This window comes from Clavibacter sp. VKM Ac-2873 (assembly GCF_015351075.1).
In the GTDB taxonomy this organism is placed as follows: Bacteria; Actinomycetota; Actinomycetes; order Actinomycetales; family Microbacteriaceae; genus Clavibacter.
On the sequence record NZ_JADKRS010000005.1, the window covers coordinates 237,542 to 254,381 of the forward strand.

The 16,840-nt window shown below is 73.6% G+C and carries 18 protein-coding genes; 10 read left to right on the forward strand and 8 right to left on the reverse strand.

The window, feature by feature from the left end:
* Positions 1 to 56 precede the first annotated feature (56 nt).
* Positions 57 to 1,634 (forward strand): methionine--tRNA ligase, encoded by a 1,578-nt coding sequence (gene metG, locus ITJ44_RS14500; RefSeq protein WP_194636249.1) that lies wholly within the window; start codon positions 57 to 59, stop codon positions 1,632 to 1,634.
* Positions 1,635 to 1,775: 141 nt separating this feature from the next.
* On the opposite strand, the gene ITJ44_RS14505 is transcribed toward metG, so the two are convergent.
* Positions 1,776 to 2,237, reverse strand: a complete 462-nt coding sequence (locus ITJ44_RS14505; protein ID WP_194636250.1) for a hypothetical protein — start codon at positions 2,235 to 2,237, stop codon at positions 1,776 to 1,778.
* Between the two features lie 272 nt (positions 2,238 to 2,509).
* Between ITJ44_RS14505 and ITJ44_RS14510 the strand changes: the two genes are divergently transcribed.
* From ITJ44_RS14510 to ITJ44_RS14525, 4 genes are read left to right on the forward strand one after another with little or no spacing between them, the layout of a single operon-like run.
* Complete coding sequence (locus ITJ44_RS14510; RefSeq protein WP_194636251.1) at positions 2,510 to 3,460, forward strand: TatD family hydrolase; 951 nt, start codon at positions 2,510 to 2,512, stop codon at positions 3,458 to 3,460.
* Positions 3,457 to 4,386, forward strand: coding sequence for a 16S rRNA (adenine(1518)-N(6)/adenine(1519)-N(6))-dimethyltransferase RsmA (gene rsmA, locus ITJ44_RS14515; protein ID WP_228495133.1), 930 nt, complete (start codon positions 3,457 to 3,459; stop codon positions 4,384 to 4,386). The genes ITJ44_RS14510 and rsmA overlap by 4 nt, the downstream gene beginning before the upstream one ends.
* Before the next feature lie 10 nt (positions 4,387 to 4,396).
* Positions 4,397 to 5,335, forward strand: a complete 939-nt coding sequence (locus ITJ44_RS14520) for a 4-(cytidine 5'-diphospho)-2-C-methyl-D-erythritol kinase (protein WP_194636252.1) — start codon at positions 4,397 to 4,399, stop codon at positions 5,333 to 5,335.
* Positions 5,336 to 5,353: 18 nt separating this feature from the next.
* On the forward strand, positions 5,354 to 6,241 hold the full coding sequence (locus ITJ44_RS14525; RefSeq protein ID WP_194636253.1) for a DMT family transporter: 888 nt from the start codon (positions 5,354 to 5,356) through the stop codon (positions 6,239 to 6,241).
* Here the strand turns inward: ITJ44_RS14525 and ITJ44_RS14530 are convergent.
* The gene (locus tag ITJ44_RS14530) at positions 6,238 to 6,657 is read right to left on the reverse strand and encodes a hypothetical protein (RefSeq protein ID WP_194636254.1); all 420 of its coding nucleotides are present in this window, start codon (positions 6,655 to 6,657) and stop codon (positions 6,238 to 6,240) included. The genes ITJ44_RS14525 and ITJ44_RS14530 overlap by 4 nt on opposite strands.
* Positions 6,658 to 6,696: 39 nt before the next feature.
* Positions 6,697 to 7,197, reverse strand: a complete 501-nt coding sequence (locus tag ITJ44_RS14535; RefSeq protein ID WP_194636255.1) for a CGNR zinc finger domain-containing protein — start codon at positions 7,195 to 7,197, stop codon at positions 6,697 to 6,699.
* 85 nt (positions 7,198 to 7,282) lie between these two features.
* Between ITJ44_RS14535 and ITJ44_RS14540 the strand changes: the two genes are divergently transcribed.
* Positions 7,283 to 8,143 (forward strand): alpha/beta fold hydrolase, encoded by an 861-nt coding sequence (locus ITJ44_RS14540; RefSeq protein WP_194636256.1) that lies wholly within the window; start codon positions 7,283 to 7,285, stop codon positions 8,141 to 8,143.
* Between the two features lie 2 nt (positions 8,144 to 8,145).
* Here ITJ44_RS14540 and ITJ44_RS14545 read toward each other — a convergent pair whose 3' ends face one another.
* The gene (locus ITJ44_RS14545; protein WP_194636257.1) at positions 8,146 to 8,619 is read right to left on the reverse strand and encodes a DUF1772 domain-containing protein; all 474 of its coding nucleotides are present in this window, start codon (positions 8,617 to 8,619) and stop codon (positions 8,146 to 8,148) included.
* On the reverse strand, positions 8,616 to 9,035 hold the full coding sequence (locus ITJ44_RS14550; protein ID WP_194636258.1) for an ester cyclase: 420 nt from the start codon (positions 9,033 to 9,035) through the stop codon (positions 8,616 to 8,618). Before ITJ44_RS14550 ends, ITJ44_RS14545 begins: the two co-directional genes overlap by 4 nt.
* A gap of 112 nt (positions 9,036 to 9,147) precedes the next feature.
* Here ITJ44_RS14550 and ITJ44_RS14555 point away from each other — a divergent pair, with 112 nt between their 5' ends.
* Positions 9,148 to 9,723 (forward strand): TetR/AcrR family transcriptional regulator, encoded by a 576-nt coding sequence (locus tag ITJ44_RS14555; protein ID WP_194636259.1) that lies wholly within the window; start codon positions 9,148 to 9,150, stop codon positions 9,721 to 9,723.
* Positions 9,724 to 9,756: 33 nt separating this feature from the next.
* Here ITJ44_RS14555 and ITJ44_RS14560 read toward each other — a convergent pair whose 3' ends face one another.
* On the reverse strand, positions 9,757 to 11,463 hold the full coding sequence (locus ITJ44_RS14560; RefSeq protein WP_194636260.1) for a hypothetical protein: 1,707 nt from the start codon (positions 11,461 to 11,463) through the stop codon (positions 9,757 to 9,759).
* Between the two features lie 136 nt (positions 11,464 to 11,599).
* Between ITJ44_RS14560 and ITJ44_RS14565 the strand changes: the two genes are divergently transcribed.
* Positions 11,600 to 12,649, forward strand: a complete 1,050-nt coding sequence (locus ITJ44_RS14565; protein WP_255524442.1) for a ThiF family adenylyltransferase — start codon at positions 11,600 to 11,602, stop codon at positions 12,647 to 12,649.
* Positions 12,646 to 13,461, forward strand: coding sequence for a nucleotidyltransferase domain-containing protein (locus tag ITJ44_RS14570; RefSeq protein WP_228495134.1), 816 nt, complete (start codon positions 12,646 to 12,648; stop codon positions 13,459 to 13,461). Before ITJ44_RS14565 ends, ITJ44_RS14570 begins: the two co-directional genes overlap by 4 nt.
* 8 nt (positions 13,462 to 13,469) lie before the next feature.
* Here ITJ44_RS14570 and ITJ44_RS14575 read toward each other — a convergent pair whose 3' ends face one another.
* Entirely contained in the window at positions 13,470 to 14,747 is a 1,278-nt protein-coding gene (locus tag ITJ44_RS14575; RefSeq protein WP_194636262.1) for a hypothetical protein, read from the reverse strand.
* An 83-nt stretch (positions 14,748 to 14,830) separates the two neighbouring features.
* Positions 14,831 to 15,676, reverse strand: coding sequence for a helix-turn-helix transcriptional regulator (locus ITJ44_RS14580; RefSeq protein ID WP_194636263.1), 846 nt, complete (start codon positions 15,674 to 15,676; stop codon positions 14,831 to 14,833).
* Positions 15,677 to 15,836: 160 nt separating this feature from the next.
* Between ITJ44_RS14580 and ITJ44_RS14585 the strand changes: the two genes are divergently transcribed.
* The gene (locus ITJ44_RS14585; RefSeq protein WP_194636264.1) at positions 15,837 to 16,775 is read left to right on the forward strand and encodes an SDR family oxidoreductase; all 939 of its coding nucleotides are present in this window, start codon (positions 15,837 to 15,839) and stop codon (positions 16,773 to 16,775) included.
* Positions 16,776 to 16,840 lie beyond the last annotated feature (65 nt).

The window sequence follows — 16,840 nt, forward strand, 5'->3', positions numbered from 1 at the left end:
CGATGGCCCCGGTCACACGGCCGGGAGCGCTCCCGCCGATCGTTAGGATGGAGCCCATGTCCCGCGGCGAGCCCTTCTACATCACCACGCCGATCTTCTACGTGAACGACGTCCCGCACATCGGGCACGCGTACACGGAGGTCGCCGCCGACGTGCTCGCCCGCTGGCACCGCCAGCGCGGCGACGACACCTGGTTCCTCACGGGGACCGACGAGCACGGGCAGAAGATCCTCCGCACCGCCACGGCGCACGACACGACCCCGCAGGCCTGGGCCGACCGCCTCGTCACCGAGAGCTGGCAGCCGCTGCTCGAGGCCGTCGACATCTCCAACGACGACTTCATCCGCACCACGGACGCCCGCCACGAGGAGAGCGTGAAGATCTTCCTGCAGCGCCTCCACGACGCCGGGTTCATCTACACGGGCGAGTACAAGGGCTACTACTGCGTCGGCTGCGAGGAGTACAAGCAGCCCTCCGACCTCCTCGAGGGCACGGGTCCGTTCGAGGGCCAGCTGGTCTGCGCCATCCACTCGAAGCCCGTCGAGCTGCTGGAGGAGAAGAACTACTTCTTCCGCATGAGCGACTTCGGCGAGCGGCTCCTCGCGTTCTACGAGGAGCGTCCCGACTTCATCCAGCCCGAGAGCGCGCGCAACGAGATCCTGTCGTTCGTGCGCCGCGGCCTCGAGGACCTGTCGATCTCGCGCTCCAGCTTCGACTGGGGCATCCCGATCCCGTGGGACGAGAGCCACGTCGTCTACGTGTGGTTCGAGGCGCTCATGAACTACGTCACGGCCATCGGCTACGGCGTCGACGACGAGCGGTTCGCGAGCCGCTGGCCCGCCACGCACCTCGTGGGCAAGGACATCCTCCGCTTCCACGCGGTCATCTGGCCGGCGATGCTCATGGCGCTCGGCGAGGAGCCGCCGCGTCGCGTCTTCGGCCACGGCTGGCTGCTCGTCGGCGGCGAGAAGATGTCGAAGTCGAAGCTCACGGGCATCGTGCCGCAGACCATCACCGACACCTTCGGCATCGACGCGTTCCGCTACCACTTCATGCGCTCCATCGCGTTCGGACAGGACGGATCCTTCAGCTGGGAGGACCTGAGCGCCCGCTACCAGGCCGAGCTCGCGAACGGCTTCGGCAACCTGTCCTCACGCGTGATCGCCATGGTCGGCCGGTACTTCGACGGCCGCATCCCCGAGGCGCACGAGCTCACCGAGGCCGACGAGCGCGTGCTCTCCGTCGCGCGCTCCGCGGCGGCGGATGCCGACGAGGCCATCGACCGGCTCGCGATCCACGAGGCGCTCGCGGCCGTGTGGACCCTGGTCGACGAGCTCAACGGCTACATCACGAGCCAGGAGCCGTGGGCCCTCGCGAAGAAGGACGAGGACCGCGCGCGCCTCGAGACCGTGCTGCACACCGCGGTCCGCGGCCTCGGCACGCTCGCCGTGCTGCTCGCGCCCGTGCTGCCCGGCGCCACCGCCAAGCTCTGGACCGCGCTCGGCGGCACCGGCACGGTCGGCCAGCAGCGCATCGACCTCGCCGACGAGTGGACGGGATCCGGCACCGTCACGCCGCTCGAGGCCCCGCTGTTCCCGCGCATCGAGCAGGAGCCGGCCGCCGCCACCGCGTGACCCGTCGCTCGATCCCGACTCCCCGCGGTCGGCATCCGCGCGAGGGGTCGGGGTCGCCTGAGGCGGTGCCTCCTCGAGACGGGTGAGCGGGGCCGTCCGTCCGGCACCCGCTCACCCGCTCAGGTCCGCTCTACGCGGGGATCAGTTGATCCGGAACGTCTGCCACTGCGTGTTGTGGTTCCGGACAGCGGGCGGGAGGTCGTAGCAGGCGCCCGTCGATGCGGCCGTCCACGTGGGCGTGTCGCCTCCGTCCGTGTAGATGTACACGCGGGCGTTGCTGACGTAGATGGATGCCGCATCCTCGCGGATCGGCTGTCCGAGACCGACGGTGCCCCACTGGCTGCTGGTGAAGGTGTCGGTGACCCACCCCTCCTTCGCGTTGAACCCCGTGTACACGCGGGACGCCGTCCCGCCGCCTCCGCAGCCGGGCCCGTAGAAGATCTCGAACGCCGGAGTGGCCGCCTGCGCCGGCGCCGCTCCGGCCAGCGTCACGAGCGCGATGCCCGCCGTGGCGGAGATGGCCGCGACGACGCGTCTGCGCGTCGTGTTCCGCTTGCCCGCTCGCCGTGTTGCCGTGTCGATCGTGTTCGTCGATCCGTCCATTTGTCGCCATCCTGTCGTGCGTACGTGCTGATGGGAAACGGGCATGGGTGCCCCGTTGCACGGCGGCATCCGACCGCCTGTAGCGCGGGACGCTAGCACCGGGGATGACCCCCGGACGGGTTCGTGCGGAGGCCTCCAGATCGTCGATCCGCGTGGTATACGCCGCGCGGGCCGGGCCATCGTGCACCGCTCCGGATCGGCGGTCGGTGAGTGCGCCGAGCTCCATCCGGCCTGCCCCGGGCGACGCGGACGCGCTCGGTAGAGTGAGCGCGATGTCCGACTCCAACTACGTGCGCCAGCGCGACACCTCCGCGGCCCACGGCCAGACGCGCGACCTCACGTACCCGCCGCTGCCCGAGGCGCTCACGGTCCCCGTCTACGACAACCACACGCACCTCGAGATCGCGGACGGCGAGTCGCCCATCGACTTCACCGAGCACCTCGACCGGGCGAGCTCGGTCGGCGTCCGCGGCGTGATCCAGGTCGGCGGCGACCTCGAGACCTCCCGCTGGTCGGCCGAGACCGCCGCGCACGAGCCGCGCATGCTCGCGGCCGTCGCCATCCACCCGAACGAGGCGCCGGCCTACGAGGAGGCGGGCACGCTCGACGACGCGCTCGCCGAGATCCACGAGCTGGCCGGTCGCCCGCGCGTGCGCGCCGTCGGCGAGACCGGGCTCGACTTCTTCCGCACCGGCGAGGAGGGTCGCGCCGCCCAGCAGCGCTCGTTCGAGGAGCACATCCGCATCGCCAAGGAGCGCGGCATCGCCCTCCAGATCCACGACCGCGATGCGCACGACGAGGTCGTCGCCACGCTGCTGCGCGTCGGCGCCCCCGAGCGCACCGTCTTCCACTGCTTCTCCGGCGACGAGGACCTCGCCCGGATCTGCGCCGAGAACGGCTGGTACATGTCGTTCTCCGGCACGGTCACCTTCAAGAACGCGGGCGACCTGCGCGAGGCGCTCGCCTTCGCTCCGCGGTCGCTGCTGCTCGTCGAGACGGACGCGCCGTTCCTCACGCCCGCACCGTTCCGCGGCCGGCCGAACGCGCCGTACCTGATCCCGCACACGCTCCGCGCGATGGCCGCGCACCTCGGCACCGACGTGTCGATGCTCGCCGCGCAGATCTCCTCCAACACCGAGCTGGTCTACGGGCGCTGGGACGACGAGCCCGTGACGTCGCCGTCGAAGGACCCCGCCGAGCTCGACCCGGCGGGCCGCGCATGAGCGACGAGACGGCACCCGCCGTGCCCGACGCCGGATCGCCCGCGCCCGCCACCGCGCCGACGCTGCTCGGCCCCGCCGAGATCCGCGACCTCGCCGAGCTGCTCGGTGTCGCGCCCACCAAGAAGCTCGGCCAGAACTTCGTCATCGACGCCAACACGGTGCGCCGCATCGTGCGCGTCGCCCGCGTCGAGGCGGGCACGCACGTCGTGGAGGTCGGGCCCGGCCTCGGATCCCTCACGCTCGGCCTCCTCGAGACGGGCGCGAGCGTCGTCGCGGTGGAGATCGACGGCCGGCTCGCCGAGCAGCTGCCCGTCACGGTCGCGCTCTACCAGCCGGACGCCGACCTCACGGTCGTGCACGAGGACGCGCTCCGCGTCGCCGAGCTGCCGGGGGATCCGACCGCGCTCGTCGCGAACCTCCCGTACAACGTCTCCGTCCCCGTGCTGCTGCACCTGCTCGAGCACTTCCCGGCGATCCGCACGGGCGTCGTCATGGTGCAGGCCGAGGTCGGGCACCGCATCGCCGCGGCGCCCGGATCCAAGGTCTACGGATCCCCGAGCGTCAAGGCCGCCTGGTACGGCGCGTGGCGCACGGCCGGCCAGGTCAGCCGCCAGGTGTTCTGGCCGGTGCCGAACGTCGACTCCGTGCTCGTCGCGTTCGAGCGGCACGCGGAGCCGTTCGCGTCGGAGGAGCTGCGGAAGCGCACCTTCAAGATCGTCGACGCGGCCTTCCAGCAGCGCCGCAAGATGCTGCGCCAGGCGCTCGCCGAGCTGCTCGGCGGGAGCGAGGCCGCATCGGCCCTCCTCGAGGCCGGAGGGGTCGCCCCCACTTCGCGGGGCGAGCAGCTGAGCGTCCACGACTACCTCCGCATAGCCCGTGCCTGGGCCGATCGGGAGGGTGACGGAAGGGCTCCCAGCCTCCGCTAGGTTGGAGCACATGACCTCCGCGGCCACCAGCTCCGACGTGGTGCACGCGCGGGCCCCGGGCAAGATCAACGTCTCCCTCACGGTGGGCGCCCTCCAGGAGGACGGCTACCACGACGTCGCCACCGCGTACCAGGCCGTGAGCCTCTACGAGGACGTGTACGCCACCCGCTCGGACGGCTTCTCGGTCGAGTTCGGCGGATCCATCGACACGTCGCACCTCACGGTCGGCGCCGACAACCTGGCCATCCGCGCCGCGCGCCTGCTCGCCCGGAGCACCGGGTACCGGGGCGGCGTGCACCTGCGCATCGAGAAGCACGTGCCCATCGCGGGCGGCATGGGCGGCGGATCCGCGGACGCCGCGGCCACCCTCCTCGCCTGCGACACCCTGTGGGGCACCGAGCGCACGCGCGACCAGCTGCTCGCGCTCGGCGCGGAGCTCGGCGCGGACGTGCCGTTCGCGCTCGCCGGCGGCACCGCCATCGGCACGGGCCGCGGCGACCGGCTGAGCCCGGCGCTCGCCAAGGGTACGTTCCAGTGGGTCCTCGCCATCGCCGAGTTCGGCGTCTCCACGCCCGACGTCTACGGCGAGCTCGACAAGCACCGCGAGCGCCACGCGCAGGACATCTTCCCGGCGCAGCAGATCCCGCAGGTCGACTCGGGCGTGCTGCAGGCGCTGCGGGCGGGGGATCCGCACATGCTCGCCGAGGTCCTCCACAACGACCTCCAGGCGCCGGCGCTCCACCTCGCGCCCGGCCTCGGCGAGGTGCTGCAGCTCGGCGAGGAGAACGGCGCGCTCGCGGGCATCGTCTCCGGATCCGGCCCCACGGTCGCGTTCCTCGCGGCGGACCTCGACAGCGCGCTCGAGCTGCAGATCGCGCTGAGCGCCGCCCGCCTCCAGGTCATCCGGGCCACCGGGCCCGTGCACGGCGCGCGCATCATCACGGGCTGACGCGGCCCGCTCCGACCCATGCGCACGATGCTGCCCCGCGCCGTCCGGCTGACGCGTCCCGAGTGGGCGCTGATCGGCATCACGGCCATCTGGGGCGGCACGTTCCTCGCGGTGCACGTCGCGATGGAGCACAGCGGGCCGCTCTTCTTCGTCGGGCTGCGCTTCCTCGCGGCGGGCCTGATCAGCGCGGTGCTGTTCCGCCGGACCCTCCGCGGCATGCGCCGGCTCGACCTCGCGGCCGGGTCGGCCATCGGCGTGACGATCTTCCTCGGCTACGGCCTCCAGACCTACGGGCTGCAGACGATCCCGAGCAGCACGTCCGCGTTCATCACCGCGCTCTACGTGCCGCTGGTGCCGCTGCTCCAGTGGGCCGCGTTCCGGAAGCGGCCGAGCGCGGCCGCCCTGGTGGGAGTGGCGCTCGCGTTCGTCGGGCTGCTGCTCGTCGCCGGTCCCCAGCAGGGAGTGGCCCTCGGCGCGGGGGAGCTGGCGACGCTCGTGAGCACGCTCCCGATCGCCGCCGAGATCATCCTCATCGGTCTGTTCGCGGGGCGCGTGGACGTCGGCCGGGTGACCGTGGTGCAGCTCCTCGTCGCCGGCGCGCTGTCGCTCGCGTGCATGCCGTTGGCGGGCGAGGCGATCCCCGCGTTCTCGTGGGTGTGGCTCGTCGCCGCGGTCGCGCTGGGGGCGAGCAGCTGCCTCATCCAGCTCACGATGAACTGGGCGCAGCGCTCGGTCTCGCCGACCCGGGCCACGATCATCTACGCGGGCGAGCCGGTGTGGGCGGGCGTCATCGGACGCGTGGCGGGGGAGCGGCTGCCCGCGCTCGCGATCCTCGGGGCCGCGCTCATCGTCGCGGGCACGGTCGTGAGCGAGCTGAAGCCGCGGGCGGCGCGGGAGCCCGTCTAGCGCACGGCTCCCGTGGCGCGGAGGTGGCGGATCAGGTCGGCGGGGTCGGCGCACATCGCCTCGAAGGCCCGGTACAGCGTCTCGGAGCGGTCGGCCGGGCCCACCGCGACGCAGGGTTTCCCGAGGCCGAACGCGATGCCGGCCTCCATGTGCGCGGCGGCGCCGGCGGGCAGCACGAGCACGAAGCGGTCGGCGGCTCGGAGGGCGGCGAGGTCCTGCTCGAACAGGCGGCGGATCCCCGGGTCGTCGAGGGCGGCGTCGTCCGCGCCGCCCGGAACCGCGAAGGCGGTGGCCTCCGCGTCGTAGGCGGTCCGGATGAAGCAGGAGGACCGCGCGCCCGCGTCGTCGAGGGAGGCGAGGACCTCCGCGATCGCGTGCCTGTTGCGCCAGCTGCCGGCGACGAAGAACGTGCTCACGCAGGTGACGGTACTGCGGGTGCCGTGGCTGAGGTCGGCTCAGTCGCGCACGCGCTGGGCGTGCGCGCGGGCCTTCATCCGGTTGCCGCAGGTCGCCATGGAGCACCACTTGGCGGTGCCCGGGCGGCTGTGGTCGACGAGGAAGAGCTCGCACTCGGCGTTGGCGCACGGGCGGAGGCGGCCGGGCAGGCGGGCGGTGACGGTCGACCAGGCGAGCACGGCGTCGACCGGGAGGCGGTCGGCGCGCGGCACGCGGAGCTCCCAGGCCACCCCTTCGGCGGTGACGCGCGGCGTGCGCACGACGCCGTCGACCGTGGCGGCCAGCTCCGCGACGGCGGCGGGCGCGGCGTCTCCGCGGACGACGGCCTGGATCGCGTCGCGTGCGCGGCGCAGGCGCTCGAGCTCGGCGGCGGTGCCGGTGCCGCCCCACTCGCGGGCGAGCTCGCGGCCGGATGCGCTGGCGAGCCGGTCCTCGCGCCGCCCGTCGACCACCGGCGCGCTGTTCAGCACGGCCAGCAGCAGCTCCTCGTCCGGGTCCACAGCTCCTCGATCCTCCGCGCCCGGTGGCGCGATGGATCCATGCTACCGTCCCGCTAACCACCAAAATAACTCAAAGGGGTTAGCCATGGTCACCGTCCGCCACCGCACCGTCTCGATCGACGGCCTCGACGTCTTCTGGCGCGAGGCCGGGCCCGCCGACGCCCCCGTGCTCCTGCTCCTGCACGGCTACCCGTCGAGCTCGCACATGTTCCGCCACCTGATCCCCGCGCTCGCCGGCCGCTTCCGCGTCATCGCGCCGGATCACCTCGGGTTCGGGCGCTCGTCCGCTCCGTCCGTCGACGACTTCGACTACACCTTCGCCGCGCTCGCCGACATGACCGGCCGCTTCCTCGCCGCGATCGGGGTCGAGCGCTACGCGATCTACGTGCAGGACTACGGCGCCCCCGTCGGCTGGCGCCTGGCGCTCGCCGATCCGGCCGCCGTGACGGGCGTCATCACGCAGAACGGCAACGCCTACGAGGAGGGCTTCGTCCCGTCGTTCTGGGATCCGATCTGGGCCGACGCGGCCGAGCGCACCGATGCGACGCGCGACGCCCTGCGGCCGGCCCTCGGACGCGCGGCGGTCGAGTGGCAGTACACGCACGGCGTGCCGGATCCGTCGGTCGTGGATCCGGATGCCTGGGAGCACGACCTCGCCCTCCTCGCCCGCCCGGGCCAGGACGACGTGCAGCTCGCGCTCTTCCGCGACTACGCGAGCAACCGGGAGCTGTACCCGGCGGTGCACGCCTGGCTCCGCGAGTCCCGGGTGCCCGTGCTCGCGATCTGGGGACGGAACGACGAGATCTTCGCCGCGGCCGGGGCGGAGGCCTTTCGGCGCGATGCCCCGCATGCGCGCGTCGAGCTCGTCGACGGCGGCCACTTCCTGCTCGAGTCGCACCTCGACGAGGTCGTCACGGCGATCGGGGAGTGGCACGAGGTCGCCTGACGTCAGAGCAGGACGAGGGTCACGGCGGCCCCGACCAGCGCGAGCCCCTGCAGGCTGGCGCGGAGCACGATGATCCGGTCCCAGCCCGCCTGGAGCGCGCGGGCGTGCGCGGGCGTCTCGCCGCGGTCTGCGGCGGCGGTGAGCCGCCGGTTGATCGGCGCGCTGATCCGCGCGTAGAGGATCAACCACACGACGAGCAGCACGAGCGCGAGGCCCGCCGTGGCGCTCGCGAGAGCCTCCCCCGCGAGGGCTGCGAGCACCGCGGCGGCGGCGGATCCGAGGAGGCCGACCACGCCGGGGATCGGCATGCGCGCGTCACCGTAGCGGTGCACGTTCCCCATGGTGGTCGCGAGCGCGCGGTCGTCGACGCGGGCGAGCGCGGGGCGGAGCACGAGCGCGCAGAACGCGTCCGTGCCGAAGACGAGCCCGATCCCGAGGATCGCGACGAGGGCGGCGATCTGCGCGGCGAGGATCACGAGCGGGCCCCGCCGCCGAGCTGCGGCAGCACGCCGACCTGCTGGAAGACCTCCATGAGGTTGAGCTCGTCCCAGTGCTCCGCCAGCAGGCCGTCCTCGACGCGCCAGATGTCGATGCTCCGCATCTCGACCCGGGCACCGGTCGCGGGGATCCCCATCAGCTCGCCGCGGTGCGTGCCGCGGTAGGTGAAGCGGCCGACGACGCGGTCGCCGAAGATCACCACGTCCTCCATCGTGGCCACGACGTCGGGCAGCCCGACGAAGAAGTCCGACCAGAACGCGCGGTTCGCCTCGCGTCCGTCCGCCACGACGACGTTGTGGTTCACGTAGTCCGCGGCGATGAAGCGGTCGACGAGGTCGGCGTCGTGCGTGTTCAGCATGTCGAGGTAGGTGTCGACGAGTGCGCGGGGGTCCATGGTGTCCTCTTCTCGTGGATGGCTAGCGGCGCTAACCACTAGCGACGCTAAGTCCCCGCCTTGCGTCTCGTCAAGATTGGTGCTCGCACGGCTAGCGGCGCTACGATCCAGCATGACCATCGAGGACCGACGCGCACGCGAGCGGATCGCGCGCCGCAGCCTCATCGCCACGACCGCGCGGCGGATCGCCGAGAGCGAGGGCTGGGACGCGGTGACGACCCGGCGGCTCTCGACCGAGATCGAGTACAGCCAGCCCGTCATCTACAAGCACTTCGCCTCGCTCGACGAGATCACCGACGCCGTCGCGCTCGAGGGGTTCGCGGAGCTGGCGGGGGCCCTGCGCCGGTCGCGCGTCCGGGCGACGCCCGCGGAGGCCGTGCGCGCGGTCGCCCGCCGGTACGCGCGCTTCGCCGCGGACGCGCCCGCCCTCTACGACGCGATGTTCAGCAGGAGGACGCGCCTCGCCTTCGGCACGGCAGAGGTGCCCGAGCTGGCGGCGGCCTTCGGCGAGCTGCGGGCCGCGGTCGCGCCGGCGGCCGGCGACGCGGACGTCGAGCTCCTCACCGAGGCGGTGTGGGCGGCGCTGCACGGCATCGTCGTGCTCGACCGCGGCGGGCGGCTGGATCCCCACCGCGGCGCCGAGCGCATCGACCTCCTCGTCGACCGGCTGGTGCCGCGCGCGCCGTGACCGGGGTCGATGCCGATGGGACGACGGGGTGGATCAGCCCGCCGCCACCCGCTCGTAGCGCTCGACGTTCGCGTTCATCACGTGCCAGGCGTCGGTCTGGGCGAAGCCGCGCGGCGTGAGCGCCGCGGCGACCTCGGGCCGGATGTCCTGCTTGTCGCTCGTCACGAGCCACACGACGTCGGCGCCGTCGACCTCGTCGACGCGGTCGGCGAGCGGGTAGGTCTCCTCCCAGAGGCCGTCGGTGTCGCCGGGCGGGGTGCGCAGCAGGATGTCGTCCATGCCGCGGAAGGCGTCCGGGTACGAGTACGCGACGATGCGCGAGGTCGCCTTCGGGTGGCGGCGGACCGGGCCGAAGATCACGGCCTCGCTCGTGCCGGGGGCCTCCTGCGCGCGCTCCTCCGCGACGATACGCGCGATGGCGGCCCAGTCGGAGTCGGCCTTCACGGTGGTGGTGCGGTCGTGCACGAGCTGCAGGAGCGAGAGCGCCACGAGCACCGCGGTCACGGCGGCGACGAGCGGCTTCCACTTCAGCGCGAGGATCCCGACCGCCATGAGCATCGCGAACGCGGGCGCCGTGTACGCCATGTAGCGCGGCGAGTAGAGCGGCGACACGAGGGTGGACGCACCGATGAGCAGCAGCGTCGGCACGACGAACCAGACGACCGCGAGCTGCAGGACCGTCGGCGACCACCCGGCGTGCGGGTACGCGGACGCGAACTCGGCGAGGCCGCCCTCGGGCGCGAGGCGCGAGGCGCGGCGGGCCCGCACCAGGCGGATCCCACGGCGCACCAGCAGCGCGACGCCCACGAGCGCGAGCGCCCACGCCAGCACGGCGAAGACGTCGTTGTCGGCGAAGAGCTGCGTCGAGACGACCTGGGACGGCGTGTTCCATCCGACGGGCTTGATCCACCCGACCTGGCCCGACTGCTCCGTCACCACCCGCACGAGCGGCAGCGACAGGAGCCCCGCCGCGATCGACGCGGACGCCCAGCCGAGCAGCGACACGACCATGGGCCGGCGGCTGCGGCGGCCGGCGCGCGCCGAGGCGATGGCCCACAGGATCACGACGCCGTGCGCGCCCACGAGCAGCGCCAGGTACACGAAGGTGGATGCGCCGAGCCACGCGAGCAGCCCGTAGAGCGCCCACCACCTGGCCTGCACCTGCCAGCGGGATCCGGCGCGGCGGGCGGCCAGCACGAAGGCGATCGTCATCGCCACCGCGATGAGGGTGCCGAGCGCGAACGAGCGGCCCTCCGTGCCCATCCACGCCGAGCGGGGGATCACGACGAAGACGAGCCCGGCGACGATGCCCGTGGCGCGCGTGGAGATGGTGCGCGTGAGCAGCACCACGCCCGCGGCGGCGAGGCCGATGAACACCGCGCTCGGGAAGCGGAGCGAGGTGGGCGAGTAGCCGACCAGCTCGAACCACACCTTCATGCCCGCGTAGTAGAGGCCGTGGACGGCGTCGACCGTGCCCAGCTCGCGGAGGAGGTCGTCCCAGCCGCGCGTGGCCGAGATGACGGTGGCGGCCTCGTCGTACCAGACCGAGGGCGCGCCGGCGAGGGGGAGCGCGAGCAGGAAGCCGACGAGGCCGATGAGCCAGGCGTCGCCCCACCGGCGGTGGTGGAAGCGGCCGAGGCCGGAGCTGGGGCGTCCGCCGCGGGTCCCGTCGGCGGGCCGTCGTACGCTGGGACCGGTCGACGCGGGTCCGCGTCCGCCGTCCGTACGGAGGTCTGTCATGGGGTCGTCTCTGCCGCTCGTCGATCTGGACGGCACGCACCCCGGGGGGCGGGGCCTCGGTGGTCATGGCTCCGGGCAGGATGCGCACGAGCGGCGCGAACGCCACTCCCGGCACCTGGCCCTTCCCGGCATCGGGATGGGGGGTCAGTCCCGCATCGACCAGGCGCGCGTGCTCGTGATCGGCGCGGGCGGACTCGGTTCCCCCGTGCTGCAGTACCTGGCCGCTGCGGGGATCGGGACCCTCGGAATCGTAGACGACGATGCTGTGGACCTCTCCAACCTGCAGCGCCAGACCATCCACGGCACGCCCGACATCGGTCGGCCGAAGACCTCGTCAGCCGCGGATTCCGTGCACCGCACCGACCCCGGCATCGAGGTCGTGGAGCACGCCGAGCGGCTCACGGTCGACAACGCCATCCGGATCCTCGGCGGATACGACGTGGTCGTCGACGCGACCGACAACTTCGCCACGCGCTACCTCATCAGCGACGCGGCGGCCCTCGTGGGCGTCCCGTGCGTGTGGGGATCCGTGTACCGGTTCGACGCGCAGGTCACCGTCTTCTGGGACGCGGCCCCCGACGGCCGCGGCATCGACTACCGCGACGTGTTCCCCGAGCCGCCGGCCGACGGCGCCGTGCTCTCCTGCGAGGAGGCGGGCGTGTTCGGCGCCGTCTGCGGCACGGTCGGCTCGCTCATGGCGACCGAGGTCATCAAGCTCGTCACCGGTGCGGGGACGCCGCTCCTCGGACGGGTCGTCGTGCTCGACGCGCTCGCCGGCACCAGCCGCACCATCGGCGTGAAGCGCGCGAAGGGCCGCCAGCGGGTCACCGCGCTCGCCGACTACGACCTGTTCTGCGGCGTGGGCGCGGCCACCGACGGCACCGAGCTCGACGCGGAGGAGGTGGAGCGGATCCTCGCCTCCGACGAGCGGGTCGTGCTCCTCGACGTGCGCGAGCCCGACGAGCGCCTCGTCGACTCGATCCCCGGCCACGTCGCCGTGCCGGTGCGCATCGTCACGGTGGATCCGGGGGCGGTGCCCGGCGAGATCACCGACCGGGTGGTCGTCTACTGCGCGTCCGGCGTGCGCTCGCGGGCGGCCGCCGCGGCGCTGCGCGAGGCGGGGCGCGATGCGGTGAGCCTCCGCGGCGGGATCGCGTCGTGGCGGAGCGTGGCGGGGCGGGCGTGAGCTCCGGCGCCGCCCTCGACGCCGGTCCGGACCTCGGGCTCGACGACGACGCGTTCCTCGAGCACGTCGCCGACGCCCTCGCGTCCGTGCCCGGCGTGCGCGGCGTGGCGCTCGGCGGATCCCGCGCCCAGGGGATCTCCCGGCCGGACAGCGACTGGGACGTGGCCGTGTACTACCGCGGGTCGTTCGATCCCGACGACCTGCGCGCCCTCGGCTGGCCCGGCGTCCTCAGCCCGCGCGGCGGCTGGGGCCCGGTCTTCGACGGCGGCGGCGCGTTGCGCGTCGACGGGCGCACGGTCGACGTGCACTACCGCGACCTCGACGCGATCGATGCCGTGCACGCGGAGGCGCTGGCCGGCCGCTTCACCATCGAGACCCTGCTCTTCCACCAGGCGGGCCTGCCGAGCACGATCCTGCTGGCCGAGGTGGGCGTGAACCGCGCCCTCCGCGGTGAGGTACCGGGGTTCCCGTACCCGCCGGCCCTGCGCGCATCGGCGCCCGGCGTCTGGTGGCAGCGGGCCGAGCTGACGCTGCACTACGCCCGCGAGGGCCACGCCCGGCATGGTCGCGTCGCGCAGTGCGCGGGGCTCCTCTCCGAGGCGGCGTGCGCCGCGGCGCACGCGATCCTCGCGCACCGCGGCGAGTGGATCACGAACGAGAAGCAGCTGCTCACGCGCGCGGGGCTCCGCGAGGTGGACTCGGTCGTGGGGCGCATGGGCGTGGATCCCGCCGAGCTGCGCCGCGCGGTCGATGCGGTAGAGGACCTGCTGGTCGAGGCGGCCAGGCGCGAGGGGATCGCGGGCGGCGCCTGACCCGCGGATCAGGGCCGCGGGTCGTCGCGGGTCTCGGGCTCGCCCGGATCGTCGCCCTTGCCGCGGCGGCGCCGGAGCGCGCCCTCCGCGAGCTTCAGCTGCAGCCCGTCCGCCGCCGCGCGTCCCCGACCGAACGCCGCTGCACCGAATCGACGGGCAGCGTCCACTCCCTCTGCTCCCTGGTCGCGTGCCGAGTCCCAGGTGTCGCCCACCGCGACGAGCCAAGGCCGCGCCTCCAGCGACTCCCGCTCGTCGGCCACGCCCAGCAGGCCGTTGAACTGCACCACGCCGGTGGCGGCGCGGTTGCTGGATCCCACGACAGCCCGGGAATCGAACGGGTTGAGCAGCACCTTCGCGTTGGCGGTGCCGGCCGCGGCGTCCATCCGCTCGAGGAGCCGGTCGGTCGTACGGCCGATCACGGCGAGGCGGTTCTGACGCACGGTGCGCAGGGCGAGGCGGTGCTGGTCGAGCTCATCCGGTGCGGCGTCGAGCACGCGGTCGAGCTCGAGGACGCCGGTGGCCTCCTGCAGCTGGAAGCAGCGGGCGAGCACCGCGAGCCACTCGCGCACGGTGGACTCGGCGTCCTTCGTCACCCGTACGAGGTCGTCGACCTTCGTCGTCCTCTCCATCTTCTCGGCGAGGGCGTCGAGCTGCCGGAGCGCATAGCCCTGCGTGCGCCCGAGCGTCATCGACGTGCCCTGGACCTTCGACCACGTCGTCTCGGAGACGCGGCCGACCTGCTCCCGGATCATCATCGCCTCGTCGATCACCATCTCGATGCCGATCATGTCGGCGAGCACGGCGTCCTTCTGCCCGCGGAGGATGTCGTCGACCTTGGCGTCGATGACGGCGAGGTAGTCGCTGATCTCGTCCATGGCCTGCTGCATGGCGTATTGGGCCATGATCCCGGCGGCTCCGGACAGGACCGCGGGGTTCGTGAGGTAGGTGCCGGGGCCTCGCGCGAACTCGACGATGCCCTTGATCTTGTTGCCGTCCATGATCACGCCGCGCTGGAGGTCGGGAAGCGAACCCTTCATCGCCGAGTGGGCCTTGAGCAGCTCAGACGACTTCTCCGATAGCTTCACCCACCGGCCGTGATTCTCCGCGACGACCGATCCCGCCTGCATCGCCGCAGCCGCAGCGCTGGCGACAGGCTTCAACCGCTCGAGCCCGAGGTCCCTGCCCTTCGGCAGCTCGTTCGCCGCGAGGAAGCGCTCCACCGCAGCCGGCTCGCCGATGACGGCCAGGCCGTCGCCGTCGCTGATCAGCTGGACGTCGTCATCCACGAGGACTCCTTCGGGTGGGTCGGTCGGGTACGCGTGAGTCTCCCACCCCGCTGTCCGTGCGTGTCGCCCCCGATCGGGGCACCTCACCCCAGCCGCTGCGCCCCGATCACGCCCAGCAGCCGCAGCTTCTCGTGGCTCTCCGAGCCGGGCGCGGCCGTGTAGACGAGCAGGTGGTGGGACTGCTCGGGATCCGTGAGCGTCTGGCAGGAGAGCTCCAGCCGGCCGAGCTCCGGGTGCTCGAAGCGCTTCACGGCGCCGGGTCGGAGGCCGACCTCGTGCCGTGCCCACAGCTCGCGGAACTCGGCGCTCCGCGGCAGCAGCAGCTCGACGTAGCGCGCGGCGCGGGATCCGGGGCCGCGGCGCGTGGCGACCTCGCGGAGGCCCGACACCCAGAGGCGTCCGAGGGCGTCGTGGTCCTCCTCGGCGAAGAGGCCGCGGCTGGCCGGATCCGCGAACCACCGGTACCCGATGCTCCGCTCCGGCCTGGCGAGGTGCGCGGTGTCGCCCGTCAGCGCGACGCCCATCGGCGTCTGCAGCAGCGTCTCGCCGAGCTCGCTCACCACCTCGGCGGGGGTGTCGGCGAGCCGGTCGAGGATCCGCTGGAGGCCAGGTCCCACGTGGTCGCCGGATCCGCCGCGCGCCGGAGGCCGGTGGCCCGCGAGGAGGAAGAGGTGGTCGCGCTCGTCGACCGAGAGGTGCATGCCGTGCGCGATCGCCGCGAGCATCTGCTCCGACGGCTGCGGGCTGCTGCCGCGCTCGATGCGCGCGTAGTAGTCGGCGGACATGCTCGAGAGCGCGGCGACCTCCTCGCGCCGCAGCCCGCTCGTCCGGCGTCGCGGGGTGCGGGGCAGGCCGACGTCCTCGGGTTGCAGCGCCTCGCGGCGGCGGCGGAGGAACTCGGCGAGCCCCGCGGGATCCATCTGGCGCATGCGTCCTCCTCGGTCCCGTCCATCCTCCCGGGCGGGGACACGCTCAACCAGGACCCGCCGATCCACGTCTCGACGCGCCCTGGCTGCCCGGCCGGCGCGCGCCCAGGCTCGGGGCAGCCGACGCGGAACGCCCGCGTCGTCGTCCGCAGGAGGATCCGCCATGCCCCGTCGCCCGATCGACATCCCCGTCCCCGACCTCACGGGCCGCCGCGCCCTCGTCACGGGAGGCAGCGACGGCATCGGCCTCGCGCTCGCCACCCGGCTCGCCGGCGCCGGTGCCGAGGTGCTGCTGCCCGTGCGCGACCGGCGGAAGGGCGAGGCGGCCGTGGCCCGGATCCGCGAGCGGCACCCCGCCGCGTGGATCGCCCTGCACGACCTCGACCTCGCGTCGCTCGACTCGGTGGCGGCGCTCGCCGACCGGCTCGCCGAGGACGGCGCGCCCCTGCACCTCCTCGTCGCGAACGCGGGCGTCATGACGCCGCCCGCGCGCCGCACGACCGCCGACGGCTTCGAGCTGCAGCTCGGCACCAACCACCTCGGGCACTTCGCGCTCGTGGGCCGGCTGCTGCCGCTGCTGCGGGCCGGATCCGCGCGCGTCGTCGCGCAGGTGAGCATCGCCGCCGCCCAGAACGCGGTCCAGTGGGACGACCTCCAGTGGGCGCGGCGGTACCGGGCCGGGCGCGCCTACAGCTCCTCCAAGATCGCGCAGGGTCTCTTCGGCCTCGAGCTCGAGCGGCGGAGCGCGGCCGGCGGCTGGGGGATCACGAGCGATCTCGCGCACCCGGGCATCGCGCCGACCAGCCTCCTCGCGGCGCGCACGGCGACGGGCCGGTCCCGCGACGGGCTCGACGTGCGGACGATCCGCCTGCTGTCGCGCTACGGGATCCTGGTCGGCACGCCCGAGACGGCCGCCCTGCCCGCCCTCCTCGCGGCGACGGCCGACGGCGCGGGCGGTCGCATGTTCGCGCCGCGCGGCCCCGGGCATCTCGGCGGCGCGCCCGCCCCGACACCGCCGTTCCCGCGGGTCGCCGACGCCGCCGACGCGCGCCGCGTCTGGGCGCTCTCGGAGGAGCTGACGGGCGTGCGCTTCCCGGCCTGAGCGCTCCCGCCGCGGGCGCTCCCGCCGTCGGCGCTCCCGCCGTGGGCGCTCCCGCCGTCGGTGCT